This window comes from Micromonospora sp. NPDC050397, from assembly GCF_044901685.1.
In the GTDB taxonomy this organism is placed as follows: domain Bacteria; phylum Actinomycetota; class Actinomycetes; order Mycobacteriales; family Micromonosporaceae; genus Micromonospora_G.
Genome location: NZ_JBJDPS010000007.1, coordinates 106,639 through 131,706, shown reverse-complemented (window position 1 = coordinate 131,706; position 25,068 = coordinate 106,639). Strand labels below are relative to the sequence as shown.

22 protein-coding genes are annotated in these 25,068 nt (G+C 72.0%); 7 read left to right on the top strand and 15 right to left on the bottom strand.

Annotation, left to right across the window (positions count from 1 at the left end):
• Positions 1-84: 84 nt before the first annotated feature.
• Complete coding sequence (locus ACI2K4_RS23710; RefSeq protein WP_404514228.1) at positions 85-1,101, bottom strand: glycosyltransferase; 1,017 nt, start codon at positions 1,099-1,101, stop codon at positions 85-87.
• 27 nt (positions 1,102-1,128) lie between these two features.
• Complete coding sequence (locus ACI2K4_RS23705) at positions 1,129-2,013, bottom strand: helix-turn-helix domain-containing protein (protein ID WP_404514227.1); 885 nt, start codon at positions 2,011-2,013, stop codon at positions 1,129-1,131.
• A 217-nt stretch (positions 2,014-2,230) separates the two neighbouring features.
• On the opposite strand from ACI2K4_RS23705, the gene ACI2K4_RS23700 reads away from it, so the two are divergent.
• Complete coding sequence (locus tag ACI2K4_RS23700) at positions 2,231-3,139, top strand: alpha/beta hydrolase (protein WP_404514226.1); 909 nt, start codon at positions 2,231-2,233, stop codon at positions 3,137-3,139.
• Here the strand turns inward: ACI2K4_RS23700 and ACI2K4_RS23695 are convergent.
• From ACI2K4_RS23695 to ACI2K4_RS23680, 4 genes are all read right to left on the bottom strand, one after another.
• Positions 3,123-4,649 carry an MFS transporter gene (locus ACI2K4_RS23695; protein WP_404514224.1) on the bottom strand — a complete coding sequence of 509 codons (1,527 nt, stop codon included), beginning with the start codon at positions 4,647-4,649 and terminating at the stop codon, positions 3,123-3,125. The genes ACI2K4_RS23700 and ACI2K4_RS23695 overlap by 17 nt on opposite strands.
• Positions 4,650-4,771: 122 nt before the next feature.
• Positions 4,772-5,476 (bottom strand): class I SAM-dependent methyltransferase, encoded by a 705-nt coding sequence (locus ACI2K4_RS23690; protein WP_404514223.1) that lies wholly within the window; start codon positions 5,474-5,476, stop codon positions 4,772-4,774.
• A 45-nt stretch (positions 5,477-5,521) separates the two neighbouring features.
• Positions 5,522-6,424, bottom strand: a complete 903-nt coding sequence (locus tag ACI2K4_RS23685; RefSeq protein WP_404514221.1) for a serine hydrolase — start codon at positions 6,422-6,424, stop codon at positions 5,522-5,524.
• Complete coding sequence (locus ACI2K4_RS23680; RefSeq protein WP_404514219.1) at positions 6,421-7,314, bottom strand: LysR family transcriptional regulator; 894 nt, start codon at positions 7,312-7,314, stop codon at positions 6,421-6,423. Before ACI2K4_RS23680 ends, ACI2K4_RS23685 begins: the two co-directional genes overlap by 4 nt.
• Positions 7,315-7,448: 134 nt before the next feature.
• Between ACI2K4_RS23680 and bla the strand changes: the two genes are divergently transcribed.
• Together bla and ACI2K4_RS23670 are read left to right on the top strand one after the other, a co-directional pair.
• Positions 7,449-8,405: a class A beta-lactamase gene (bla, locus tag ACI2K4_RS23675; RefSeq protein WP_404514217.1), complete on the top strand. Its 957-nt coding sequence runs from the start codon at positions 7,449-7,451 to the stop codon at positions 8,403-8,405.
• A 103-nt stretch (positions 8,406-8,508) separates the two neighbouring features.
• Positions 8,509-9,201: an HAD family hydrolase gene (locus ACI2K4_RS23670; protein WP_404514216.1), complete on the top strand. Its 693-nt coding sequence runs from the start codon at positions 8,509-8,511 to the stop codon at positions 9,199-9,201.
• 5 nt (positions 9,202-9,206) lie between these two features.
• On the opposite strand, the gene ACI2K4_RS23665 is transcribed toward ACI2K4_RS23670, so the two are convergent.
• Complete coding sequence (locus ACI2K4_RS23665) at positions 9,207-9,986, bottom strand: GntR family transcriptional regulator (RefSeq protein ID WP_404514214.1); 780 nt, start codon at positions 9,984-9,986, stop codon at positions 9,207-9,209.
• Positions 9,987-10,149: 163 nt separating this feature from the next.
• Here ACI2K4_RS23665 and ACI2K4_RS23660 point away from each other — a divergent pair, with 163 nt between their 5' ends.
• Complete coding sequence (locus ACI2K4_RS23660) at positions 10,150-11,286, top strand: M20 family metallopeptidase (RefSeq protein ID WP_404514213.1); 1,137 nt, start codon at positions 10,150-10,152, stop codon at positions 11,284-11,286.
• A 67-nt stretch (positions 11,287-11,353) separates the two neighbouring features.
• Here the strand turns inward: ACI2K4_RS23660 and ACI2K4_RS23655 are convergent, their stop codons facing one another.
• The 5 genes from ACI2K4_RS23655 to ACI2K4_RS23635 form a co-directional block, all read right to left on the bottom strand.
• On the bottom strand, positions 11,354-14,215 hold the full coding sequence (locus tag ACI2K4_RS23655) for a M36 family metallopeptidase (RefSeq protein WP_404514211.1): 2,862 nt from the start codon (positions 14,213-14,215) through the stop codon (positions 11,354-11,356).
• 232 nt (positions 14,216-14,447) lie between these two features.
• Positions 14,448-15,119 carry a monooxygenase gene (locus tag ACI2K4_RS23650; protein WP_404514209.1) on the bottom strand — a complete coding sequence of 224 codons (672 nt, stop codon included), beginning with the start codon at positions 15,117-15,119 and terminating at the stop codon, positions 14,448-14,450.
• A 98-nt stretch (positions 15,120-15,217) separates the two neighbouring features.
• Complete coding sequence (locus tag ACI2K4_RS23645; protein ID WP_404514207.1) at positions 15,218-15,724, bottom strand: GNAT family N-acetyltransferase; 507 nt, start codon at positions 15,722-15,724, stop codon at positions 15,218-15,220.
• Positions 15,725-15,836: 112 nt separating this feature from the next.
• Complete coding sequence (locus tag ACI2K4_RS23640) at positions 15,837-16,523, bottom strand: GNAT family N-acetyltransferase (RefSeq protein ID WP_404514206.1); 687 nt, start codon at positions 16,521-16,523, stop codon at positions 15,837-15,839.
• Positions 16,524-16,584: 61 nt separating this feature from the next.
• The gene (locus ACI2K4_RS23635; protein ID WP_404514205.1) at positions 16,585-17,331 is read right to left on the bottom strand and encodes a hypothetical protein; all 747 of its coding nucleotides are present in this window, start codon (positions 17,329-17,331) and stop codon (positions 16,585-16,587) included.
• Positions 17,332-17,498: 167 nt separating this feature from the next.
• Here ACI2K4_RS23635 and ACI2K4_RS23630 point away from each other — a divergent pair, with 167 nt between their 5' ends.
• Positions 17,499-18,026 (top strand): DinB family protein, encoded by a 528-nt coding sequence (locus tag ACI2K4_RS23630; RefSeq protein ID WP_404514203.1) that lies wholly within the window; start codon positions 17,499-17,501, stop codon positions 18,024-18,026.
• A 30-nt stretch (positions 18,027-18,056) separates the two neighbouring features.
• Here the strand turns inward: ACI2K4_RS23630 and ACI2K4_RS23625 are convergent, their stop codons facing one another.
• Positions 18,057-20,912 carry a M48 family metalloprotease gene (locus ACI2K4_RS23625; protein ID WP_404514202.1) on the bottom strand — a complete coding sequence of 952 codons (2,856 nt, stop codon included), beginning with the start codon at positions 20,910-20,912 and terminating at the stop codon, positions 18,057-18,059.
• Between the two features lie 225 nt (positions 20,913-21,137).
• Positions 21,138-21,656: a MarR family winged helix-turn-helix transcriptional regulator gene (locus ACI2K4_RS23620; protein ID WP_404514201.1), complete on the bottom strand. Its 519-nt coding sequence runs from the start codon at positions 21,654-21,656 to the stop codon at positions 21,138-21,140.
• A 59-nt stretch (positions 21,657-21,715) separates the two neighbouring features.
• Here ACI2K4_RS23620 and ACI2K4_RS23615 point away from each other — a divergent pair, with 59 nt between their 5' ends.
• On the top strand, positions 21,716-22,438 hold the full coding sequence (locus ACI2K4_RS23615; RefSeq protein ID WP_404514200.1) for an SDR family NAD(P)-dependent oxidoreductase: 723 nt from the start codon (positions 21,716-21,718) through the stop codon (positions 22,436-22,438).
• Between the two features lie 69 nt (positions 22,439-22,507).
• On the opposite strand, the gene ACI2K4_RS23610 is transcribed toward ACI2K4_RS23615, so the two are convergent.
• A complete protein-coding gene (locus ACI2K4_RS23610; RefSeq protein ID WP_404514199.1) occupies positions 22,508-23,530 on the bottom strand; it encodes a hypothetical protein in 1,023 nt (340 codons plus the stop codon).
• Between the two features lie 202 nt (positions 23,531-23,732).
• Between ACI2K4_RS23610 and ACI2K4_RS23605 the strand changes: the two genes are divergently transcribed.
• Complete coding sequence (locus ACI2K4_RS23605) at positions 23,733-25,040, top strand: hypothetical protein (protein WP_404514198.1); 1,308 nt, start codon at positions 23,733-23,735, stop codon at positions 25,038-25,040.
• Positions 25,041-25,068: the final 28 nt, after the last annotated feature.

The following is a 25,068-nucleotide window of genomic DNA, read 5'->3' as shown; positions in this document are numbered from 1 at the left end:
CGAAGCATCGTGAACTGGTGATTCGTTAGAACGATGCTCGCCTCCTCTTGCACAATCCTGCCCGAATGGAGAGGGATGTGTCGGTCAGCCACGCTCGGCGTAACTCGGCAGGTGGCGGGCGACCTGGTCCGGACCGGGCATCTCGGCGATCTCCCTGGCGATCACGCGGGCCGCGTCCCGGTGGTCGGTCCGACCGGGCCGGGGCAAGAGCGTCCGTACGTGGTCGGCGACGGCGTCCGCGCTGAGTTCGTCCGGGAGCAGGCGCAACCCGGCGCCGGCCGCCCGGACCGCCTCGGCGTTGGCGAACTGGTCGGCGCCCTGGGGCAGGAGCAACTGCGGGGCGCCGACGGCGAGCGCGCCGAGGGTGGTGCCGCTGCCGCCGTGGTGCACCACCACGTCGACGTACGGCAGCAGTTCCGCCTGCGGCACCCAGGCCCGTACGGTGACGTTCCCCGGTACGTCGCCAAGCTGCTCCGGGCGCACCCGACCGGTCGCGACGACCACTCGGGCATCCAGCGTCGCCAACCCCTTCAGCGCGGTGGTGAGCAGTTCCGTGGTGCCGAACGCGGTCCCGAGTGTCAGGTAGACCAGTGGCCGCGAAGTGTCCCGACCGTGCCACTCGGGCATCTCCCCCGGCGGGGAGTACGGGACCGGGCGGAGCAGCACCCGGTCCGCCGTCGCGAGAAAGTCCTTGTCCTGGAGCGACGGTGGACAGATGTCGAGGTGCGGCCGGTCGGGCGCCTCGGCGTTGCGGGTCGGCAGGTCGAAGCCGATCCCCTCGGGAATCAGTCGACCGAACCCGTGCCAGATGCCGGGGATCCCGGCGCGGGCGGCGGCGACGGCCGCACCCGGTACGCCCCACCCGTGCACCACCAGGTCGGGCCGCAACCGGGCCAGCTCCGGCGCCAGGTCCTCCGGGTAGATCTCGTAGAACGAGTCCGCCGGGCGGAACGGACCCAGGCCGTTCGCCGCCAGCGGCGCGTGCACCTCCTCGCCCGCCGCGAAGTGCACCTCGTGCCCGGCGTCCCGCACCGCGATCGCGAGCGGGAGCAGCGGATAGGTGTGCCCGACCGACGCGAGGCTGGCGAAGAGGACGCGCATTCCGTCGAATCTACCGCCAGCGGGCGGTCAGGCTCCGGGAGTTGGTCCGCCCGGTGCCCTGGCGGCCGAGGGTTCGGCGGTCCATGAGGCGAGGATTCGCAGCGCCTCGTGCGAGGGGGTGCCCGGCTCGGCGGTGAGCACCATCAGACGCTGTCCGCTGTCGTCCGGGCTGGTCCAGATGTCGCAGTCGAGCGTCAGGACGCCGACCAGCGGGTGGCGGTAGTGCTTGGTGCCGTACCCGACACTGGCCGCGTGGTGGGACGCCCACCAGGCACGGAAATCCGGGTCGCGCATCGACAGCTCACCGACCAGCACGGCCAGGTCGGGGTCGTCCGGATTCTGCGCGGCCTCCATCCGCAGCGAGGCCACGGCGGTACGAGCCGCACTCTCCCAGTCGCTGTGCAGGGCACGGAAGGCAGGTTCGGCGAAGAGCAGCCGTACGTAGTTGCGATGGCTCGCCGGAATCCGCGCGAAATCGGTGAACAGGGCGCTTGCACCGGCGTTCCAGTCGAGAATGTCCATTCGCCGGCCCAACACCAACGCCGGGGTCTCGCCGAGCCGGTCGAGCAGTCGGCGCATCGCCGGGCGTACCCGCTGGGGTTGGCGGCGGCGCGGGCGCGCGCGGCTCTTGCCGGCCAGCTCGTACAGATAGGTCTGCTGGTCGTCGTCGAGGCGCAGCGCGCGGGCGAGGGTGACCAGGACCGAGGCGGACGCCCGCACCCGACCCTGCTCCAACCGCGTGTAGTAGTCGACGCTGATCGCCGCGAGCTGCGCGACCTCCTCCCGGCGCAGGCCGGTGACCCGGCGCGGCGCACCGTTGTCGGGTAGCCCGACCTCGCGTGGTGTGAGTTCGGTTCGGCGGGCTTTCAGGAAGTCGCCGAATTCGGAGAGACGGCTCGGCGCGGCACTCATCGTTCCATTATTCAACCGCCCGGCCCCCTGTGAGGGGGCAGCTTTTTTCCCTGGCAGTTGCATTCCCCGGCGGATGCGTTCCGGGGCAATGACCCGACCTTCCGCACCTGGTCCGACGGCGAAAGTCTCGATGTGTACGACGCGTTGCCTCCGCGACGCGGCAGGGGTCCGGGAGATACCCGGGCTGATTCGGACACCAATCCAGAGGAACGCACAAGTGAAGTCAAACGTCACGTTCGACAGCGCCGGCATCACCATCGCCGGTCATCTTCACCTTCCCGACGACGGGGTCGTCGGACCCCGCCCGGCGATCGTCGTCGGTCACCCGGCGAGCGGGGTGAAGGAACAGGCGGCCGGTCTGTACGCCGAGCGCCTGGCCCGGCAGGGTTATGTCGCCCTCGCCTTCGACGCCGCCTACCAGGGTGAGAGCGGGGGCAGCCCGCGCGGCCTGGAGGACCCCGCCCACCGGGTCGAGGACATCAAGGCCGCCGTCTCCTTCCTCAGCGTGCGTCAGGAGGTGGACCCGGACCGGATCGGGGCGCTCGGCATCTGCGCCTCCGGCGGTTACGTCGTGCCCGCCGCGGCGACCGACCACCGGATCAGGGCCGTCGCGACGGTCAGCGCCGCGGACATCGGCCGCCAGTTCCGCGAGGGCGCCGACGGCACCCAGGACCCGTCGGTGGTCCAGGGGCTGCTCGACGCCGCGGCCTCGGCCCGTACCGCCGAGGTGCGGGGCGAGGGCGGCGGCACCTTCCCGATCTTCCCGGCGACCGAGGAGCAGGCCCGAGCGCTCGGTCGACACACCTTCGAGGGTTGGCAGTACTACCGCACCGACCGCGCCCGGCACCCGCGCTCGGCGACGGCGTTCACCTGGAACAGCATCGACCGCGTGGTGTCGTTCGACGCGTTCCGGTTCGTCGACCTGATCGCGCCGCATCCGCTGCTCATGATCGTGGGAACGGAGGCGGTGACCGCGCACATGACCACGGAGGCGTTCGCGCACGCCCGGGAGCCGAAACGGCTGCACCGGATCAACGGCGCCAGCCACGTCGACCTCTACGACCGGGACGAGTACGTCACCCCGGCGGTCGCGGCGCTGCACGAGTTCTTCAGCGCGGAACTGTAGGGCTCGGTACGGGCGGCCGTTCCTGCTCGCGCCTGGCCGCCGTGGGTCGCATGAGCACGGCCACGAGCAGGGCGGCAGCCACACCGACGGCTCCGGCCACGGCGAAGGTGGCCTGGACACCGCTCACCGCCGCCGCGTGCGCCGCGCCGTCGAGAAGAGTCCGCCCGTCCGACGGCGCGGCGTGCAGCAGCTCGGGCGTCTGCCCACCGGCGACGGCACGCGCGACCCGCCCCGGATCAGGAACACCTCGCCCGGACAGGACACTCTGCGCGCGGGCGGCAAAGACGCTGCCGAGCGCGGCGACACCGAAGGCGAACCCGAGCTGGCGGGCGGTGTTGACCGCGCCGGCGGCCATCCCGCCGCGCGCGGCCGGCACCAGGGACATGGCGACCGAGGCGAGGACCGGCGTCGCCAGCCCGACGCCGACGCCGATCACGGCCAGGCCCGGGACCAGTTCCGGCCAGCCCGCCGAGCCGTGCACGAGTACGGCGGTGAGCAGGCTGCCGAGGCCGACGAGGAGCAGCCCGGCGCCGATCACCAGATCCGGCCGCCGACCGTGCAGCACCCGCCCCAGCACCGCCGAGACCACGAACGCGGTGATCGACATCGGCAGACCGGCCAGCCCGGCGCCGATCGCGCTCATTCCCAGCACCGACTGGAGCCAGATCGAGGTGTACGGGTACGTCGCGAAGGCGGCGAAGGTCAGCAGGAGCCCGGCGAGCAGCACCCCGACAAACGAACGGTCACCCAGCAGTCTCAGGTCGAACATGGCGTGTCGGGAGAGCGACTCGACCATCACGAACCCGGTCAGCAGCACCGCCGCCAGCCCGAACAGCGCCCAGACCGCCACGTCCGCCCAGCCGCGCTCGTTGGCGAGGATGAGCGCGTACGTCGCACAGGCCGCCGAGGCACTGAAGCCGACCATGCCGCCGATGTCCACCCGGCCCCGGCCACGCGCGTTGGCGTCGGTGCGCAGGGTGGCGCAGAGCACGAGGGCGACGGCGCTGACCGGCAGGTTGACGAAGAAGATCCAGCGCCACGACACCCCGTCGGTGAGCAGGCCGCCGAGGATCGGGCCGACCGCCGCCGAGGCACCCGAGACCGCACCCCAGATCCCGTACGCGGTGCCCCGGTCACGGCCGACGTAGGCGCTGTTGAGCAGGGCGAACGTGGTCGCGAACATGGCCGCCGCGCCGACGCCCTGGACGGCACGGGCGGCGATCAGCACGCCCGGACCGGGTGCCAGGCCGCAGGCCAGTGACGAGACCGCGAAGACCACCAACCCGACGACGTACGCCCGGCGGTGCCCGACGAGGTCGGCGACCGAACCCGCGCCGAGCACCAGCGCCCCCAGCGCCAGGGCGTACGCGTTGACGACCCATTGCAGTGCCCCGAAGGACGCGTGCAGGTCGACCACCATGTCGGGCAGGGCGACGTTCACGATCGTGACATCGATCAGAAGCATGAACGTACCCAGACAGACCGTGAGCAGCGGCAGCCACCTGCGCATGTCGGCACCTACGTTCCTCGGCGCCGGCCAGGTCACCGGCGTTGGACCGTCCGTTGGACCAACGACCGAGGCCGAGAAACGGAGCTACCGGCGACGGGCGGGGTGGAGCCGCTGGCCGGGGGTCACCTGTCCGGGTCGTCCGCCAGCCGGGCGCTGAACCAGTGGTGGGCGTCGTCCAGCCAACGCGGCGCTCCCAGGCCGGCGCGGCGAAGCTCCTCGGTCAGCCGCTGCTCGGTGAGCCGGCGCGCGGTGAACCGCTGCACCCACACGTCGTCGCCGCTGCGGTAGGAGGTCTCCCCGCTGAGCAGGTCGCCGGCGATGTCGAGCACGTCCAGGCGACCGAAGACCGGACCGAGGTCACCTTCGCGGAAGGCGCCGACCTGGAGCGCGTCGAACCACCTCGGCGGGTGCCACTGCGCGATCAACTGCCCGCCGGGAGCAAGGTGGTGCCGGCAGGTGACCAGGAAGCGCCGAAGCTGCTCGTCGGTCGGGGTGTTGACCAGGTGGCTCGCCAGCAGGACGACGTCGAATCGCCGGTCCAGCCGCAGGTCCTCAATCCGGGCCGGTACGGGCTCGACCTGCCGCAGGTGCGCGAGCATCGCCGGGGACTCGTCCACGCCGACGACCCGGTGACCGAACTCGGCAAGCGGGTTGCTCAATCGTCCGGTGCCACAGCCGAGTTCGAGAATCGTGGCGCCCGCCGGGATCACACCGTTGACGATCTCCGGCTCGCCGTTGGGCGGCAGTCGAAGGTAGACCTCAACCGCGCAGCCATCCGGGGTGATCACGCCCCGCCCGCTGTCACGGTCGGCTCCCCCGGTCACCACCGTGCCAAGTCTGCCAGATCGACCGGCGGCACTGTGGTGTGGCGGTCAGGACATCCGGAGGTGGTCGCGCAGGGTCCGGGCGACCTGCGCCATCAGCGCCTCCGCCGCTGGTTGGACGACGGCCGGCACGCGCGACTCGGTGAGGGCCGCCACCGCGTACGCCCGCCCGTCCGCGTGCTCGACGACCCCGACCTCGTGACGGAGATTGAGCAGGGTGCCGGTCTTCGACGACCAGCGCGACGCGTCGGAGGCGAAGTCGGGCGCGAGCCGCTGCCGGTGCACGTTGTCGGCCATCAGCCCGCGAACCCGTTCGGCGGTGCGGGGGTGCACGGTCGAGGGTCGCCACAGGCCCCGGAGCAGATCCACGAAGGCCCTGGCCGACCCGACGTTGGCGCGGCTGACGTCGAGCTGCGGCACCGGGTGACCGTGTCCGGGGGTCGCCGCCGCGATGGCCAGGGAGTGCACGAGATGGGTCTCCGTCGGGTCCAGCCGCTCGGCCGGCGTACGGGTGAGTTCGCTGGCGAGCTGACGTACGGTGATGCCGTCGAAGCCGAGGCGTCGAAGCTCGGCGGTGACCTCGGCCGGTGGGGTCAGCTCGAAGAGGGCGTCGGCGGCGACGCTGTCACTCACCGATGTGCTCAGGTAGAGCAGGTCGTCGATGGCGACCGTGACCGGGTGGCGGAACTTGCTCAGTCCGGTCGGGCCCGCCGTGGTGATCCGGCCCGGTGCCACCGGGACCATCGTCGCGCCGTCCAACTCGCCCCGCCGGATCCGTTCCAGCGTGGCGACCGCGAGCGGCACCTTCACCATCGACGCCACCGGGAACTCCAGGTCGGGGTCGAGGCCGAGTTCGTCGCCGGTGTCCAGGTCGCGTACCAGGAACGAGCCGCGCAGGCCGCCGTCACGCAGCGCCTCCCGGGCCTCGCGCAGGACCCGCACGGCACTCACGGTCGGGCCCCGGCGGGGCCCGGCACGCCGAGGCACCGTCCGATCGCGGCGGAGAGCAGGGTACGGATCCGGTGTGCGTCCTCGCCCGAAGACGCCGCGACGTCGTAACCGCGGGCCAGGTCCAGCTCGCCGATCGGGCGCCAGTGCAGTCCGAGGTCGTCGGCCTGGTCGGGCGAGCAGAGCAGCAGGTCGGTCGAGTCGAGCACCTGGGCCGCCGCGTCGACGAGCGCGGTCGAGACGGTGACCTGCGCGGGTTGCAGACCGACGGCGTCCGCCAGCCGGGTCAGCCGGTCACGTACGTGGGGGACGTCGTCCTCCGGTTGGATCCAGGCGCGTCGCCGCCGCGTCGCCCGGTCGGCCCGCCCCGCCCGCAGCGTCTCCAGGTAGACGGCACTGGTGCCGGTGTCGTCCCGGCCGGCGAGACCGAGCGGCACCCGCCAGGTGCTCCCGGTCGGTGGTGCCGCCACCAGCGCCGCCCGTACCTCCAGCGCTCGGGCCAGTTCCGCCCGCTCGCCCGGTCCGGCCGGTTGCGGTTCGAGATGCAGGTCGTGCCGCCGGGCCTCGGCGACCAGCAGCGCCAGCGGCCGGGCCGCGCAGACAACGGGTACGGCCAGCCGGAACGGTCGCAGCTTCGCCCGCTCGGCGTCGTGCTCCATCGCCTCGGCGAGTTCGACCAGCCGCCGCGCCGACGGCAGCATGTCCCGGCCGAACGGGGTGAGCAGGACGCTGCGCGAGGACCGTTCGAAGAGTTTGGCGCCGAAGTGCTGTTCCAGGGCGGCGATCCGGCGACTGGCGACCGACTGCGGGATCCGGGCCGCCGCCGCGCCGACGGTGAAACTGCCGTACCCACTGACGGCCACAAATGCCTCACATGCCCGTACGACATCCACGGCTGGGCAGTCTATGCCGGATCAGCATTGATCCGCACACTTGTGTCTTGGACGGCATCGGCCCGGCAGTGCGACGCTCAACATCGCCCCGGCCGGGCAACCGAACCCACCGAGAACAACAGGAAGGATCGACGATGCGACTCCGCTTCGTGGTCCCCTCGCCCCGACGTGTCGCGATCGTGGTCTCGGCCGCGCTCGCGCTGGTCCCACTCGCCGCCTGCTCGTCGACCGGGACGCCGACCGGCGGCACGACCGCCACCGCCGGCGCCACCGCTTCGGCCGCGGCGACGAGCCCCGCTCCGGTTGCCGGACTCGGCCCCGAGTTCGAACGGCTGGAGGCGAGGTTCGGTGCCCGGCTCGGCGTCTACGCCCTCGACACCGGAACCGGCCGTACGGTGGAGCACCGCGCGGACGAACGCTTCGCGTACGCCTCGACCTTCAAGGCCCTCGCGGCGGGCGCGGTGTTGGCGACCACGTCGACGGCCGAACTCGACCAGGTGGTCCGCTACACCAGCGCGGACCTGGTGACCTACTCCCCGGTGACGGAGAAGCACGTGGAGAGCGGCATGACGCTGCGCGCGATCGCCGACGCGGCGGTGCGCTACAGCGACAACACCGCCGGCAACCTGCTGCTGCGGCGTCTCGGCGGTCCGGACGGCCTCGAACAGGCGCTGCGCGGCCTCGGCGACCAGGTCACCGACCCGGAGCGGACCGAGACGGCGCTCAACGAGGCGAAGCCGGGCGACCAGCGGGACACCAGCACGCCCCGAGCCCTTGGCACCGACCTGCGGGCGTACGCCCTCGGTTCGGCGCTCGACGCGGAGGACCGGGCGGTGCTGACCGGATGGCTGCGCGGCAACACCACCGGTGACAAGACGATCCGGGCCGGCGTGCCGGCCGGCTGGACGGTCGGCGACAAGACCGGTTCCGGCGGGTACGGCACCCGCAACGACATCGCCGTGGTCTGGCCGCCCGACGGTGAGCCGCTCGTGCTCGCCATCCTGTCCAGCCGCGACAAGCCGGACGCCGCGTACGACGACGCGCTGATCGCCGAGGCGGCGAAGGTGGTGACCGGGGCGCTGCGCCGGTAGCGGGCCGGTCCCGGCCGCCCCGTCAGCCGGTGACCGGGCCGGTCCCGGCCGCCCCGTCACGGGGACCCGCCGGGGCGGCCGGGTAGCGCGCTAGGGTCCCGGGGTGGAGTTGCGCGGGGTGCTGCTGGACCTGGACGGGACGCTGGTCGACCACGAGGCGGCGGTGACCGAAGCGCTCCTGGCCTGGCTGCCCTCGCTCGGTGTGCCACCGACGGAGGAGGTGCTCGCGCTCTGGTCCACCGTCCAGGAGCGTCACATGGTGGCCTGGCGGGAACGCCGGATCAGTTTCCAGGAGCAGCGACGCCGCCGGCTGCGCGACTTCCTCACCGACCTCGGGGTGCCGTTCGAGGACGAGCCGGATCGGCTCGACCGGCTCTTCGGCGGATATCTGCACTGGTACGAGCGTTCCTGGCGGGCGTACGACGACGTGACCGAGACGCTGGAGATGATCCGCCGCGCCGGTCTGCGTACCGCCGTGCTGACGAACGGGACGGTCGAGCAGCAGACCGACAAGCTGACCAGGGTCGGGTTGCTGGGCCGGGTCGGACCGGTCTACACCGCCGAGGAGTTGGGTGCCGCCAAGCCGGCCGTGGCCGCGTACGTCTCGGCCTGTGACCGGTGGGGGCTGGCGCCCGGGTCGGTGGTGAACGTGGGTGACCGCCACGACCTGGACGTGGTCGCGGCGCGGGCGGCCGGTCTGCGTGCCGTACACCTGGACCGCGACGGCACGGGTCCGCGCGGGGAGCGTTTCCGGATCGGGTCCCTGCGCGAACTGCTTGACGTGCTGGTCGGGTGAGCGGGTCAGTTGCCGGGATCGTCCTGCCACTGGCGCTCGAAGACGATTTTGTGCCGGTCCCCCGGGAGGACGTTGACGGTGCACTGGACGGCCTGCCCGGCGGCGGTGTAGCCGGTGTCGTAGTGCGTGGCGACGGGGGTGCCGGGGCCGAGGTTGAGGCGGTGGATCTCGTCGGGGGTGGGCATCCGGACGAAGATCTCGTCGATGGCGTAGTCCTGCCGGTAGCCGAGTTCGGCCAGCACCTGGTCGGTGCCCCGGGACAGGTAGGCCGGCGACATGATCTCGGAGTCCCGGACCAGGTCGAGCGGGAAGTGCGAGTCGTTGATGTTGGTCGGCTCGCCGTTGATGAACCTGACCCGGCGCCGGGCGACGATCGTGTCGCCGGGGTTGACCTGTAGCCGCTCGGCCAGTTCGGGCCCGGCCTGGACCAGCGAGACCTCGATGAGCTGGCTCGGCGTCCTGCCCTCGGCGACGATCTGCTGGGAGAAGCGGTCCATCTCCGGGGTGGCGGGGCGGGGGCGGGACTTCTGCTGCGGTCGGTAGACCATGTGCTCGCGCTGCCGGACGAAGTAGCCGTGCGGCCGGCGAGCGACGATCAACCCCTCGGTGACCAGCACACTCAGGCCACTGCGGACGGTCTGGCGGACCACGCCGAACAGCTCGGTGATCTCGTGCTCGGTGGGAAGCTGGTCCCCCGGGCGCAACTCACCCGAAATGATCTTGTTCCGGTACGTCGCCGCGATGCGCTGGTACGCGGGCGCGCCCGAATGCCCGGCTACGTCCACACAAGACTCCCGTCATCCAAGGTTGTCTAGTCAATCTAGTCGAACCATTGACACCAGCGCGACCGGGGCGCGAGCATGGATCGAGACCTTCGATTGTCTAGTCAATTTCGTTGGTGCAGATCTTCGCGTACCCCAGAGCCGCCCCGCCGAGAGAGGACCTCCCATGTCCGTCAGCGCCGAACCGACCCCCGGCAAGCCGACCGGCACCGCCTCGTACCTCCACGAACTGCGGTCCCGCCGCCCGGCGATGGTGCACGACCTCGCCGTACTGGTGTCCGCCGAATCCCCCTCGACCGACCGGAGCGCCACCGCCGCCAGCGCCGACGAGGTCGCGGACCTGGGCGCGCGTCTGCTCGGCATCCCGCCCGAACGCGCCGGTCACCACCTGATGTGGAGTCACGGCGCCACCAGGGTTCTCCTGATCGGCCACCACGACACGGTCTGGCCGGTCGGCACGCTGTCCCGGTGGCCGTTCGCGGTGGACGGCGACCGGGCCACCGGGCCGGGCTGCTTCGACATGAAGGCCGGACTGGTCCAGATGTTCCACGCGCTGTCGGTGCTGCCCGCACTGGACGGCGTCAGCATCGTGGTCAACGCGGACGAGGAGATCGGCTCCCCGACGTCGCGGGCGTTCATCGAGCACGCCGCCGAGGGGGCTCGTGCCGCGCTGGTCTGCGAGCCGAGCGCCGACGGCGCGCTGAAGATCGCACGCAAGGGCATCGCCCGCTACCGCCTGGACATCCTGGGCCGGGCCGCCCACGCCGGGCTCGACCCGGCTCGTGGCGCCAACGCCGGTCTGGAACTCGCCCACCAGATCCTGACGGTGGCCGGCTTCGCCAGCCGGGAGACCACCGTGACACCGACCACGATGTCGGCCGGCACCAGCGCGAACACCGTCCCGGCCTCGGCGACCCTCGCGGTCGACGTACGTTCCTTCGACGACGACGAGTTCACCCGGGTCGACCGGGCCATCCGCGCGCTGCGGCCGGTGGTCGACGGCACCCGGCTGGCCGTACACGGTGGGGTCCACCGGCCGGCACTACCCGCGTCGGCCTCCGCGTCGCTCTACCACCTCGCCCGCGAGGTCGCCGTCGACCTGGGACTGCCCGAGCCGACCGGCGCCAGCGTCGGCGGCGCCTCGGACGGCAATCTCACCGCCTACCGGGGTGTGCCGACCCTCGACGGCCTCGGCCCGGTCGGCGGCAACGCCCACGCCGAGGGCGAATGGGTGGACCTCGCCGCGATGGGCGACCGGAGCGCCCTGCTCGCCGCCCTCGTCCACCGGCTGCTCCGCCCGTGATCCTGAAGAGTTCGGCCCGCCATAGCCGGCCGAACTCTTCAGGATCATCGAGAGCAGGGCGGCGGTGCTAGCGGAACTGGAAGTAGGTCCGGAACTGCTCGCCGTCTTCGAGTTGCAGCACGAACTCGCGGCAGGTGCCGGCCCAGCCACGGTCGGTCTTCCACGGGAAGGTGTAGCGCCCGTGCCCGTCGTACTCCAGCTTGGAGCGGCCGGGGGTCTCCGCCTTCACCGGCAGCGGGCCGGGGGTGACGGTCCCGTCCGGGTTGACCGTGGCCAGGGTCTGGCAGTCGACCAGCCGGGAGTACGGCGAGTTGCTGGCCAGGATGTCCCGGCCCCGGTAGCGGTCGAGGTCGAACTGCATCGGGGCGGTCGACCCGGCCCTCGCCGAGTTCAGCGCCGGCTTGGCCGCCCGCTTGGTGAAGTCGCGCTCGCAGGCCGGGTGGGTGTCGTACGCGGCCGAGTTGTCGTCCCGCCCGGTGGTGCCCTGGACCGCGCTGTAGCCCAGCCCTCGGCGGGCGAACGAGGCCCACAGGGTGCAGTTGTTCTCGCCCCCGGTCAACGCCGCGTCGGCGGCGATGATGGCGTCCCGACCGACCACGAAGCCCGGCCCGCACCCCTGGATCTTCATCCCGTCGATGACGAGTTGCATGGCCAGGTTGTTGCCGCCGGTGTTCCAGGCGCCGTACGCGTTGCGGTTCAGCCCGTGCCGGTCGATCAGGTCCCAGGTCACGTCCCACAGCACGGCGGCCCAACCGTGGCCGATCCCGTGCGGTGCGGCCAGCGAGGTGCCGTCCAGCCAGGCGCCGGTCTTGATGCTGTCGTAGGTGAACGGCTGGATCTCCATGTTCCGCGAGTACGGCCGGGGCCGGAAGCCGTCGCCGGTGCGGCTGTCGGCGAACTGTGCGTACTGACCGTAACCGCGCGGGCCCTCCGGGTCGTCCAGGTCCGGGTTGATCAGCGAGACGATGGCGAGGAAGTCGCTCCAGCCCTCGCCCATCTGCTCCTGCCCGGTGAGACAGTTGACGTTCGGGCCACCGGTGAGGCGGTTGGAGACGCCGTGACCGTACTCGTGGAAGATCGTCTCGGACCGGAAGGCGGCGTCCCGCATCGCCGGCCGGTCGGTGTTGCGGTGCACCCGGCCCGCCGCCGGCAGCGCCGCCCGCAGCGTGGCACCGTCGGCCTGGCTCACCATCACGGCCGGGATGCCGACCGGCGGGGCCACCGAACCGGCCATCACCACGGGGGCACCCTCGACGTTGTTGACCACCACCACCGCGACCGCACCGGCCGCCTCGGCGTTGACCACCTGCGTGTAGTAGGTGCAGGCGGCGCTCCGGTCGACCAGGGCGATCGACCCGGCGGCCAGGGCATACGGCGTACAGCCGTCACCGACCGCCTCCACCGCGTCGTCGACCGGCACGACCGGGCCGGAGAAGCCGGCGTTGGTCGGCGCCGGGGTGAAGCGGGCGTACTCGGCCTGGTAGGTCGCGGCCGACGTGCCGGAACCGACGGTCACCGCGTTCGGCAGCCCGAACTGGTTGCCCGGCCAGAGGAACATCTGCATCCGGGGCGCGCCGCCGTCCTGCGCCGGGGTGGAGAAGTTGGCGTTGTTCTGCCCCGAGCCGTCCTGCGCCTCGCACCGTACGTCGTCGCCGCCGACCCCGCCGCGCCCGTAGTTGTCGGCCTGGAAGTTGCCGCCCTCCTCGTCGAAGCCGTAGCGGTAGGTCAGGTCGTGCACGATGTTGCACCAGTAGAAGAGGTTCGCCACCGCCGCCTGGGTGTACGTCTGCGGCTGCTGGTTCAGGTCGGCCGGGAGGTTGAAGTCCAGCCCCGCTCCCCCGTCCGGGATACTGCCCGGGTCCGGTTGGTTGTTGGCGTCCCGGTCGGCGTAGGCGCGCACGTTGTTGCCCTGCGTGGTGGTGCTCTCCGGACCCGGCACCCCGTCACTGTCGTGCCAGCCGTACGGCGAGGCGAACGCGTCGGCCGGGTTCGTCACCAGCGTGCGCGGCCCCTCGTTCGGGTCGTTCTTCGGGAAGGTGAAGACCCGGTAGCTGGAGCCGTCGTTCACCCGCTGCGGCGGGAACTGCGGCCCGACGACCGTGCCGTGCCCCGGGCCACCGTGGCCGGGGCCACCGTGCTCGGACCCGCCGCGCCGCCCCAGGGTGTCGGCGAGCTGTTCCGGTGCGTCGTGGGAGGTCCAGTCCTCGGCGCCCAGCAGTTCGCCGGTCGTACCGTCGATTGTGGCGTTCCACAGGTGCGCGTCGGTCGAGTCGTCGATCACCAACTGCCAGGCCAGGCGCAGCCCGTCCGCCGTACGGTGCCAGCCGAGCCGGGCGGGAATCGGTTCGTCGGAGATGCCGGAGCCGGAGACGACGGTGCGCTGGGCGGGGCCATCGGGACGGTCGAGCACCTTCGGGGCGCTCGGCTCGGGCAGGTCGAGGGCGTCGGCGGCGGCCCGTACCGCCCCGGCGGCGTCCAGGGCGGCGGCGCCGGTCGGCTTCTCCGCCAGGTTGGACGCCAGGGTGTGGCCGACGAAGACAACACTTCCGTCCGAGGCGATGCTGACCGTCGCCGTCGCGCCGAAGACCTCGAGTTCCTTGAACCGCTGGGAAAGGTTGACGTGGGTCACCCGGCTGGCGCGGCTGGAGGTGGTGGAGGAGACCGCGAGCTCGGCGAGGTCGGCGGCGGTGACGCCGTACCGGGCGGGATCGGCGCGGAGGTGCCTGATCGCGATGCTGTCCGGGGTGCCCTCGTTCGGGCCGGTGAGGAAGAGCGGGTTGCGTCCGGCCGGGGACGTCTGGCCCGTACTGTCGTCGGGCGCGGCCCAGGCGGGCTGGGCCATCGCCGGCAGGAGGGCCGCGACGACCGCGGCGGCCAGCACGGTTGCGGTGTGGTGACGGACCCGGGAGGTACGGGAGGACAGGGTCACTGGTGCTCCCTTCAGGGCGGACACGTACGAGGGCGTGATCGGTCGACTTGCCGGTGGCATCCAGGGTTTTGACCGACAGTACGGATCTCCATACGGTCGGTCGTCCGACTGATGTTCAAAATCATCAATGTCTTCTGCTACGACTGTCGAACCCGCCGCCGACGCGACCCGACCCATCGTCGGATTCCGGGGGTGGCGTGACCGTCGGCGGCCACGTCCCCGGACGCCCGGCTCAGTCGGTCAGCGTGCGGTGCAGGCGGTACCGCCTGACGCCGACCGGCCGCACCCCGTCCATGGTTCGGACCCGGTCCCACAGCGGCCCGCTCGAAATGCCGTCCCGGTTCGCCGCGAGCGCCGCCAGGTGGGCCTCCGGGCTGGTCCACTCGGCGTAGTTCAACACCCGCGTGCCGTCGGCGCTGATGTGGAAGAAGCCGCCGATGCCACCGGCCGGCAGCCGCTCGTCGGCGGCCAGCGCCTCGAAGACCGCGTCGACCCAACGCCGGGACCGGTCGGCGCCGTCGGTGTCGACGCGTACGGCGACCATGGCACCCGGGGCGGGACCGTCGTCGGCGCGGTTACCCCGGTAAACCTGGTAGCGGGCGAGGTCGCGCCGTTCGATACCGGGCACCTCGGCGTCGATCCGGCTTTCCCGTCCGGCCGGGACAAACGCGTCCACCGCCGCGTCGTCGGTCCACTGTGAGTAGTGCCGGAGCAGCTCGCCGTCGGTGTCGAGGTAGATGGCGTACGACAGCAGACCGGCCGGCCAGGGCTCGTCCCGCCAGGCGGCGACGGTCGCCTCAGCCGCCGCCCGCTGCCGCTCGGGTGTGCCGAGCACCCATTCGCTGGACAGGGCGACGCCCACGTCGGTACGGGTGAGGTCCGGAAACTGGTCGGTGACGCGCATGGTCGGCTCCTCCACGGGGATCGGTACCGACCGAACGTAAAACCCGAACAAACGTTGAGGTCAAGCCGTACGACGAGCCGGAGTTCGTCGAACGTGTCCTACAACGCCCCGGCGTAGATGACCTGCTCGCGTTCCCCGGTGCCCCAACCGGCCGTACGCTTCTCCAGCGAGAGGCCGATCTTCTCCGCGACCCGCTGTGAGGGCACGTTCTCCGGGTTGATGATGGCGATCAGCCGATCGGTGCCCACCACGTCCCGCGCGTAGTCGCGACAGGCGAGGGCGGCCTCGGAGGCAAAGCCCCGGCGCTGCCGGTCGGCCCGTACGTGATAGCCGATCTCGATCTCGTCCACCCCGTCGACCCGTTGCACGGTCAGGCCGCAGTCGCCGAGAAACTCGTCGTCGTGGTCCAGCATCACCCAGAGCCCGAAGCCCCGGTTCCGGTAGAGCCGCCGGTTCCACTCGATCCAGCCGAGCGTCTCGGAACGCGACAGCGGTCGAGGGTAATACCGCATCACCTCGGGATCGCCGATCAGCGCGGCCATGTCGTCCAGATCCGCGACCGTCATCTCCCGGAGTCGCAGCCGGGGCGTCGTCAACGTCGCCACCACCCGACCGTATCGCGGTCGACGACTCTTCCAGCTCGACCGACAGTCACCCGGTTGGCGGTCGTCGGATCGACGGTCGCCCGGTCGGGCGGCGTCAGGAGAAGCGAAGGCGTCAGGAGAAGCGAAGGCCGAGGTAGGTGATCGGCCCGGGGTCGGCCACCTCGATGACGTGGAAGCCGAGCCGGTCGTAGAAGGCGCGGGCCCGGTGGTTGACGGTGACCATGCCGAGGTGCACGCCAGGCGCGCCGGCTCGGCGTACCGCCCGGGTGAAGGTGTCGATCAGGGACCGCCCGTGACCCGACCGCTGGTAGCCAGGAAGCACGTCGATGTGCAGGTGGGCCGGATAGTCGACCAGCTCGGGCAGGATCATCCGCTCCGGGGTGTGCAGCAGGTGCGCCATCACCTCGTCCGGCGTGCCCGGTTCGCCGGCCGGATCCGGATAGCGACCGGCCACCCGGGGCAGCCAGTCGTGCCGGAACCGGCGTACGAAGGCCCCGGTGTCGGCGGTGCCGAGCACGTAGCCGACCGCCTGCCCGTCGTCGTCGAGCACAAACGCCAGGTCCGGCTCCAACCAGGTGTACGGGTGGGCGAAGATGTCCGGCAGCACGCCCGGGTTGGCGTACGACCCGCTCGCGTCCTCGCCCGCGTCGGCGGTGCGGATGCAGATGTCGTGGACGGCGTTCCGGTCACCGGAACGGTAGGGGCGGATGCGCATGGCGGCGAACCTGTCGTTCTCGGAGACGTCCGGCGCCCGCCGTGGACACGTCGACGGACCGTCGGACAACGGCTGATCGACCATCGTACGACCGTAAATGCCGGGCGCGTCGGACCGGCACATTTTCTCCGGGCTGACACCCGGGTCAGGAGAAGCGTTCGATCGCCACCGGGATCAGCCCCTGTTCGCGTACGACCGCGACAAGCCCGCGCAGCAGCGGCTCGATCCGGTCGGTACGGCTGTCGCCGAGGTCGACGGTCACATCCACGCCCCAGGCCACTCCGGAGCCGATCCGGCGCAGGTCCCAGGCAAAACGATCGTCGCCGATCGTCGCCTCCGCACTACCGACGACCCGGGTCGACGGGTCTCGGCGGTCACCGACGACCTCCATCCCCCACCGTGCACAAAGGCTCGCCAGGCTCTCGTCACCCAGGTCGTCCGCGAGCAGGATGCGGTAGACCCGCCGCTCGTGGACCCCCTCGGGAACGGATTCGGCGGTGAGCCGCAGCGGGGCGGAGAACCGCGCCGGTTCGGCGCCGCCGAAGTGCGAGCGCAGGGTCGCCTCGTCCGGCAACGCCTCGCCGGTGAGCGGGCGGTAGATCCGCCCGACCTCGTCACGGCTCGCCACGGTCACCCGTCGGCGCAGGTCCCGCTCGGCCCGGACCCGCCGGCTCACCGGCCCCGCATCCCACCAGCCGTCCTGCCCGGCCGTCCAGCCGGCGCCGCGCGGCGTGATGGTCGAGCTGTCGTCGCCGAACACGAACTCCTCGACCAGGATTCCCGCCACAGGCACGAAGGGGTCACCCGGCTCGGCAGAGATCAGGTAATAGTCCAACGACGATGACAACACCGGTACGGCAGCCGCCCCGGCCACCTTCACATCACCGCTCACGCTCGGAACATACTCCCGTGGTCTACATCCCGTGCCGCCGTCGCGGCCACGGGGCCAGGTCGACGGCCACCGAACAGGGTGTCGATCAGAACACCCGGACCGATGCTGGCGGCCCGGACGGCGATATTCGCTCGCCCGGCACCGAATGCTGATGCGAGGATCGCGGCGTGTCGGCAACCCGTACCGAACTGCTGCGCTGGCAGTTCGACCTGACCTGGTCACTGCTCGAATATCACCTGGAGCGGTTGGTGCCGGAGGACCTGCTCTGGGAGCCGGCCCCGGTCTGCTGGACGGTGCGGGCGGATGCCGACGGGGTGTGGGTTCCGGACTGGTCCGAGTCCGAGCCAGACCCGATTCCCGTACCGACGATCGCCTGGATCACCTGGCACCTCGGCTGGTGGTGGAGCGTGACCATCGACCACGCCGAGGGGAGGCAACCCCGGGAACGCACCGCGATCGGCTGGCCCGGTGACCGCGACGGCACCGTGGCCTGGCTACGCGACCTTCGCACCGGATGGGTGGCGGTGCTCGACCGGCTCACCGAGGGTGATCTCGATCTGCCCGCGCCGTTCCCGTGGCAGGACGAGCCCGGACACAGGGTTGCCCACATGGTGGCCTGGGTCAACGCGGAGCTGATGAAGAACACCTCCGAGATTGGCCAGCTCCGGCTGGTGCGGGCCGCCGGGCCCCGGTAACCCGGGGTCGGCAAGCCTCGGTCGCCCGGGTCAGAGGGCTGCCACGGTCCGGGCCAGCGCCTGTTCGAACAGGGCCTCGTCGACGGGTTCGCCGGTCGAGAGCATGGTGACGGCGATCCGGGTGTTCCCCACCCCGACCATCGCGTACGCTGTGCCACCACTGCCCGGTAGCGGCAGACCGTCGGCAAGCGAGTTCTCCATCTCGTGGTAGACCCGCCAGGAATGGTCCCCGAGAGCCGGTGCCGGCCGTGCCCGGGGCGTACCGGTGATCCTGACGGCGCCCGCCGTCATGACAAAGCGTGGGCAGTCGAGGCGCGCCCGTTCCGCTCCGGCGAAGACCGACTCGGCGACCGGCACCGCGTACGAGGTCACGGTGATCTCCAGGGTGGAGCCCTGGATCGGGTTTCCCTGGGTGAAGTAGGCCAGCGCGGAGTTTTGCCGGTGCGGGGCGAGTTCGTCCAGGAACTGGTTCCTGACCAGCGGCCCGCACTCCACCGGCCGTACGTCGAAATTTTCCGGCGCCGACGGCGGGGTGCCCGGCCGCCAGAGCTGCGGCAGTTCCTCGCCGAACGTCTCGGCGACCGCCTGCGCCTCGGCCTGGGTCAGGATCGAACCGGACCGCCCGGTGGGGGTCGGCCCCGGTGGCCACGACGGGCTGGGTGGCGCCGTCACGGTGGTCGCCGGCACGGCGGTCGGATCCGTCGTGGATTCCACCACCAGGTAGCCACCGGGCACGCCCACCACGCCGACGAGCCCACCGGAGACCATGACGGCGAGCCCGACCGTCGTCACGAAAAGCCACGGTCGCGCCCGGCCCGGCCGGATCCGTGGCGGGATGCGCAGGCGCGGCACGGATGTCGCCACGACCGCCAGCGGGGCGGCGAGGAGGGTGAGGTAGATCAGCCACACCACCGCGATCCGTACCCGGAGCTGGGCTTCCATCCCGGTCTGTAGCTCCGGGGGTGTCTGCCAGTGCGCGGCGAGCGCGACGAGCGCGGTGCTCGCCCAGGAGACCACCACCGCGTGTGGGAGGGCGGCGTGACCACGGCGGGCGACAACGGCGACGAAGAGCGCCAAACCGGTGAGCACGGCGATCCACCAGAGTTCCTGCGCCAACCGGAGATCCGAATCGCCTCGGTCGACGGCGGTCACGGTAACCAGGTGCAGGGCGGTGATCCCGACCCCCAGTACGACCGCGACCAGGGCGGCACCGGCGGGCAGCGTCAGCTCCCGTCGAAGCCGGGACAGCCGTCCGGCCGAGTGTGCGAGCAGCAGCAGGGCGACCGTTGGAAGGGCCATCGCTAGCCACGGCCACCACTGTTGCGGCAGCGCCAGCAGGAGGAACGCGGGCACGGCGGCACGCCCGGTCAACCAGAGCGTGCCGAGCACCGTCGCCGGCCAGAGCGCCGCGCCGGCCAGGCAGACGCCGGCCAGCCAGGTCGCCCACCACAACCGCCGCGCCGGCCGGGCGGTGGTCGCCGTGACCGTGGCGAACAGGGCGGCGAGGCCGGTCCAGGCGCTCACCGCCGCAGCCCCGGCCAGCGAGGTCACCACGGCGAGCCAGAGGTTGGTCCACGATTCCTGCGCCGGCACCGGGAAGACCACCACGCCGGGTGCCAGCCACGCCGGGGCGAGCAGATTGCCGAGCAGCAGACCGGCGGCCACCCCGAGGACCGGCCGCCACCAGGAGACCGGCAGACCGGCGCGGCGGGCGGTCACCGCCCGCCGCAGCAGGGCGGGAAAGAGTACGCCGCCGAGCACGAGCGCGCCCGCCACCGCCGCCGCGTCGGCCGCCAGGAGCGGGTGTGCCGCCGGGGCCAGCGTGTCGGCCGGATCCGCCGCGACCGTCATCGCGGGCAGCGCGACCAGTCCGGTGACGAACCCCTGCACCGGGCCGCCCTCGCGCGCCGCCGGGGAATGCAGCGCGGCGATCCGGGCGGCCGGCGACGGGTGGCGGGCCAACCACCGCCGGGGTGTCCACCCAGGTCGACGTGCCGGGGTGCCCGGTGCGCCGGAGAGGAGCGCCAGCAGCGGTCCGGACGGGCCGGTCAGGGCCGCGTGCCGGTCCGCGTCGAGTTCACGTCTGCGGAGCAGCCCGGCCGCGAGCACAACGGTGACCCCGGCGAGTAGCACGGCCTTGGCCCACATGGTCAGGGCCTGACCGCTGAGTCCACCGGCGACGATCCCGGGCACGACCGCGGCGGTGACCACCGGCACCAGCAGCCAGTTCAGTCCACGGACCGCCGACACCCAGGTCACGTCGCCGGCCAGTACGTGCCCGAGTTCGTGCCGTACCACCGGGTCGAACCGTGCCGGATCACGGTACGCGACGGCGACCGCCGCCGGCAGCACCACCACCGGTCGTCGCCACAACCGGGCGGTGGTGAACGCCTGCCGTACCGGCGGGCCGGCGACGAGCAGGTGGGGTCGGTGGCGCCCGGTCAGCCCGTACTCGTCGCAGAGCCGCGCGAACCGCTCGTCCGCGCCGGGCAGTAGGAACAGTCCCCGGTGGCGGCGAAGTCGATGGTGGTCCACCGCCGGCACCACCAGCATCACGGTGAGCACGCCGACGGCCACGAGTGCCGCTCCGCCGAGCATGCCGAACACCCGCCGGTGCTGTGCCGGCCGCAGACACTCCTGGAACCGCTCGTACGTCTCGCGGTCGCCCGCGTCGGTAACGGCGCCGAAGGTCGGGGTCCACGGGAACCGTCGCTGGCAGTCGATCGCGGTCTGGGTCCAGTTGCCGGCCAGTGAGCGCTCGTTGGTGAGGGCCACGTTGGCCGCGCTCATCCCGAGTCCGAGCAGCGCGACCGCGATCAGGAGATAGAGCCAGCCGGTCCGTTGACGAAACTCCCGACCGGAGACGTCACGCACGGTGGCCTGCACGCGGCCGATGGTATCCGGCAGGCGTCCCGCCTGCCGCCGGCGCCGTCGGGCGGGGACGTGCGGTTCGTCGGGCGCACCGCTCGCGATACCGGCGTCCGCGCATGCCCGCGCGCAGAGCGGGACCGGGATGTCCGGCTGGTTGACGAACATCGTGCCGGCGAACAGCACACCCTGTTCGTCAACCCGCTCGCGGCCATGCAGGGCCGGTTTCGCACTGACCTTCGGTCACGGTCCCGACCGGCCGTCGGTGCCGACCCGCTCGGTCAGGTCGGCGAGCAGCACCCGGAGCAGGTCGGAGACCTGGTCGCGCTGGTCCGCGCTGAGGGCGTCGAGCAGGCCCTCCTCGTGGGTGAGCAGGGCGTCGACCGACCGGTCGAGCAGGCGGTGGCCGGCCGTGGTCAGGGTGACCAGCACGCCTCGGCCGTCCGGTCCGGCCTTTTTCCGGCAGACCAGCCCGGACTGCTCGGCACGGGCCACGCGTTGCGAGATCGCGCCGGCACTGACCAGCGACAGCCGGGCCAGTTCGCCCGGTGCCAGGGTGTAGGGGCGGCCGGCGCGGCGCAGGGTGCTGAGCAGGTCGAGGGTCGCCGCGTCGATGCCGAGCCGGTTCAGCGTGCGGCGCCGTTCGTCGTTGAGAATCTTACCGATCCGCCAGATCCGGGTGATGACGCCGATCGACCCGACCGGGGTGCCGGGGCGCTCCCTGGCCCAGGCCCGAGCGATGGCGTCGACGTCATCGTCCATTTTGCTCTCCTCGTGTTACCGTCGAACACCAGAATACTTTAGGCCTAAAGGAGTCTGTCGTGCGGGCTGTTGTCGTCACCGGGGGCGCGACCGGAATCGGATACGCGGTCGCGCGGAGACTCGTCCGGGCCGGCGACCGGGTGGTGATCACCGGTCGTCGGGAAAGTCTGCTCAAGGAGGCCGCGGACCGGATCGGCGCGACCCCGGTGGCGTTCGACGCGGCCGACCCGGACGCGATCGCCGACGCGCTGCCGCACCTACCCGAGCGGGTCGACGTCCTGGTCAACAACGCCGGGGGCAACACCGACTTCGACCGTCCGACGGCTGCGGCCGGGGAGTTGGCGAGCGTCGCGGCGAACTGGCGGGCCAACCTCGACGCCAACCTGCTCTCCGCCGTGCTGGTGACCACCGCGCTCACCGCAAGGTTCAGCGGGAACGCCCGGGTGGTGACCATCGGCTCGATCGCCGCCCGCCAGGGCGCCGGGGCGTACGGGGCGGCGAAGGCCGCCGTCGAGGCGTGGACCGCGACGCTGGCGGGCGAACTCGGTCCACGCGGCATCACCGCGAACGTCGTCGCTCCCGGCCTGATCCTCGACACCGAGTTCTTCCGTGACCGGATGACCCCCGAGGGCGTCGAACGGCGGGTCGCGGCCACCCGCAACGGGCGCGCCGGCACCACGGAGGACGTGGCGGCGACCGTGGCGTTCCTCGCCTCCCCCGACGCCGGCCACCTCACCGGCCAGGTCATCCACGTCAATGGCGGGGCGTACCTGGGGCGGTGAGGCCCGGGACCGGTCAGCGGGCGGTAGCCGGGTGAGCTGACCCGGTCGCCGTCGCGTGGCGACGACCGCCTAGTTTCCGACCAGCAGCGGTGGCTCCCGCTCGACCAGCCGCCTGCGCTTGAGTCGCCGGATCGTCACCCAGAGCAGGGTAATCGCCGCGAGGGTGAACGCGATGTCGCCGGCCAGTTCCTCGGCGGGCGAGATGGCCCGCCACGGGTGCAAATAGAAACCGTCCCAGGCGTGCACCAGCAGGGCGCCGCCGGCCAGCGCGAGCCGGTGTCCCTGCGCCCACTGTGGACTACGGGACCACCGCCAGACGAGCCACGCCATGCCGGCGAGCAGCACCGTGCTGAGCAGGACGCCGAGCCAGCTCTCGGGCATCCAGAGCAGCCGGGCGACGACAAAGGCCAGCACCAGCACCGGCAGCCGCCGGGTCGGCGCCCCGACCTCGGGACGTGGCGACCGGTGCGGCACCACGAACGCGGCGACGACCAGCGCCAACGCGGCCACGGCGGCGATCGTGACCTGGAGCGGGCTGGCCCGGAAGCCCTCGGTGGCGTACAGGTCGGCGTAGATGATGGCACCGCCGCCGAGGTAGAGCAGGGCGGCGACCACCAGACCGGGCGTACGCAGCCACGGGGTGGTGGCGCGTTCCGGAACCAGGGACTCGACCAGCGCGATCGGCACGCCGATGCTCCAGATCGCGTGTCCCGCGACGAACACCAGCAGGAAGTACGCGCTCACCCCGAGCCCGGGGATGGGCGCGGTGCTCTGGAAGTCGTACCCCCCGTAGTCGGGGTTGAACAGCGACTGGTCGAGCAGCCCCGCCTCGATCACACCGTAGGCGAGCCCGAGCAGCAGCATCGTCGGCCACCCCCGGCCGCTGCGGCGGGTCACCTCCCGGATCAGCAGCGCGCCGCCGCCGTACATCGGCAGCAGGAAGACGATCAGCGGAAGGTCGCGGACGGAGTGGCTGCCCATCAGGTACTCGGCCACCCAGGGGGCGAGGAAGGCGAGGCCGACGGCGGGCAGCACCCGTCGGCCGAACGGTATTCGCGTCGGCGGACCGGCCGAAGGGGATTCCTGTGTCATACCGACGAGTGTGGATTCACCCCGGACCGGCGGGCTACGAACCGAAGTCTCGCCGGACGGCGACTTCGGTCTACCGCTCCGCGCCGCGCGACGTACGACTCGCCGCCGCCGTACGGTCGAAGGACCAGGGCGACCGGGGGACGTGACCGGCTGTCCGGCACCCAGTGGACACTCCTCGCCGGCTGCGGCACGATCAGCTCCCATGGGTGTCGACACGCACCGCGTTCGGTCCAGGATGGCCCTGGCCGGGGTCGTCGCGGTCCTCTGCGCGACCGTCCCGGCCGTCGGGCCGGTCGTCGGCGACCCAGACCGTCAGGCTGGACGGGGCGTTCGAGTACCCGGCGCGTTCGCCGATCCGCCCGACCGGGCCGCGGGCGCGCTCCCGAGCCGGATCGGCTTGCCGGTGATCGGCACCCTGTACACCGGTGATCTGCCCCGGCTCGGGCCGGCGGCCGTCCTGTTCAGCGGCAGCGGGAACGGACTGACCGCCGGAGACGAGCACGGGGTCGTCGCGGTGGTCGGGGCCGACGCGGACCGGTACCGGAAGTTCGAGGTCGGTTTCGACGCCCCGGCCGGCGAGCAGGTGGTGCTCTCCCCCGACGGCCGGACGGTCGCGTATCCGGCCTGGGGCGAGGACCGGGGGTGCGTCGGCCTGGTCGACCTGACCACCGGTGATCGGGAGTGTCGCGCCGGCCCGGCGTCACAGAGCCAGCTCACCGTGCCGCTCGGCTGGTCCGGGGACGGTCGCCGGTTGGTGGTACGCGAGATGGTGCCGGTCAACCCGCAGCGCGGCGGCCTCGAACCGGTGCTCAGTGTGATCGAGGTCGACGGATGGGTGAGCCGCCGGCTGCCGAGTGTGCCGACCGTCAACGGGCGACCGTTGTCGTACGACGGTTACACGGTGGCGTTCGCGCCCGACCAGCGTCGGTTGGCGTATCAGATGTCGGGCACCGTCACGGTCGCCGACCTCGATGGCCGGCCGATCTCCTCGTTCGCGCTGGCGCCGGGAAGCAGGCTCGCCGGCAAGGGAGCCTGGACGCCGGACGGTCACGCGTTGACGGTCGCCGAGGCGCGGGACGACGGCGCAGCAACCCTACGGGCGGTTGATCCCGGCTCCGGTGTGCCGGTCGGCGGTCCGGTCCTGCCCGCGGTGGCGAGCGTGAGCGCGATCCGGCTGCTCGGCTGGCATCCGGACGGCAGTGCCGTGGCGGTGGCGTATTACCCGGAGCCCGCGACGGCGAAGACCGGGTACACCGCCGTCCGTACCGTCAGGGTGCTCGCCCTGGCCCCGGCCGCCGCCGCACCGACAATCCTGCTCACCGCGCCGGACCAGGTGCTCGCCATCGACGTGGCGGACGACGTGGTCGCTGGTGGGCGCATCCGGGTGGCCGACCCACCGTCCGGCCCGGGCGGGTGGTTCTGGTTCTGGGCCTGCGTTGCCGGCGCGACGCTGCTGGTCGTCGTCCTGGCACGGCTCCTCCGCCGCCCCCATCACTGGTCCGAGGTGTAAGGAAGGGCCCCTTATTATCGTTTTTGGT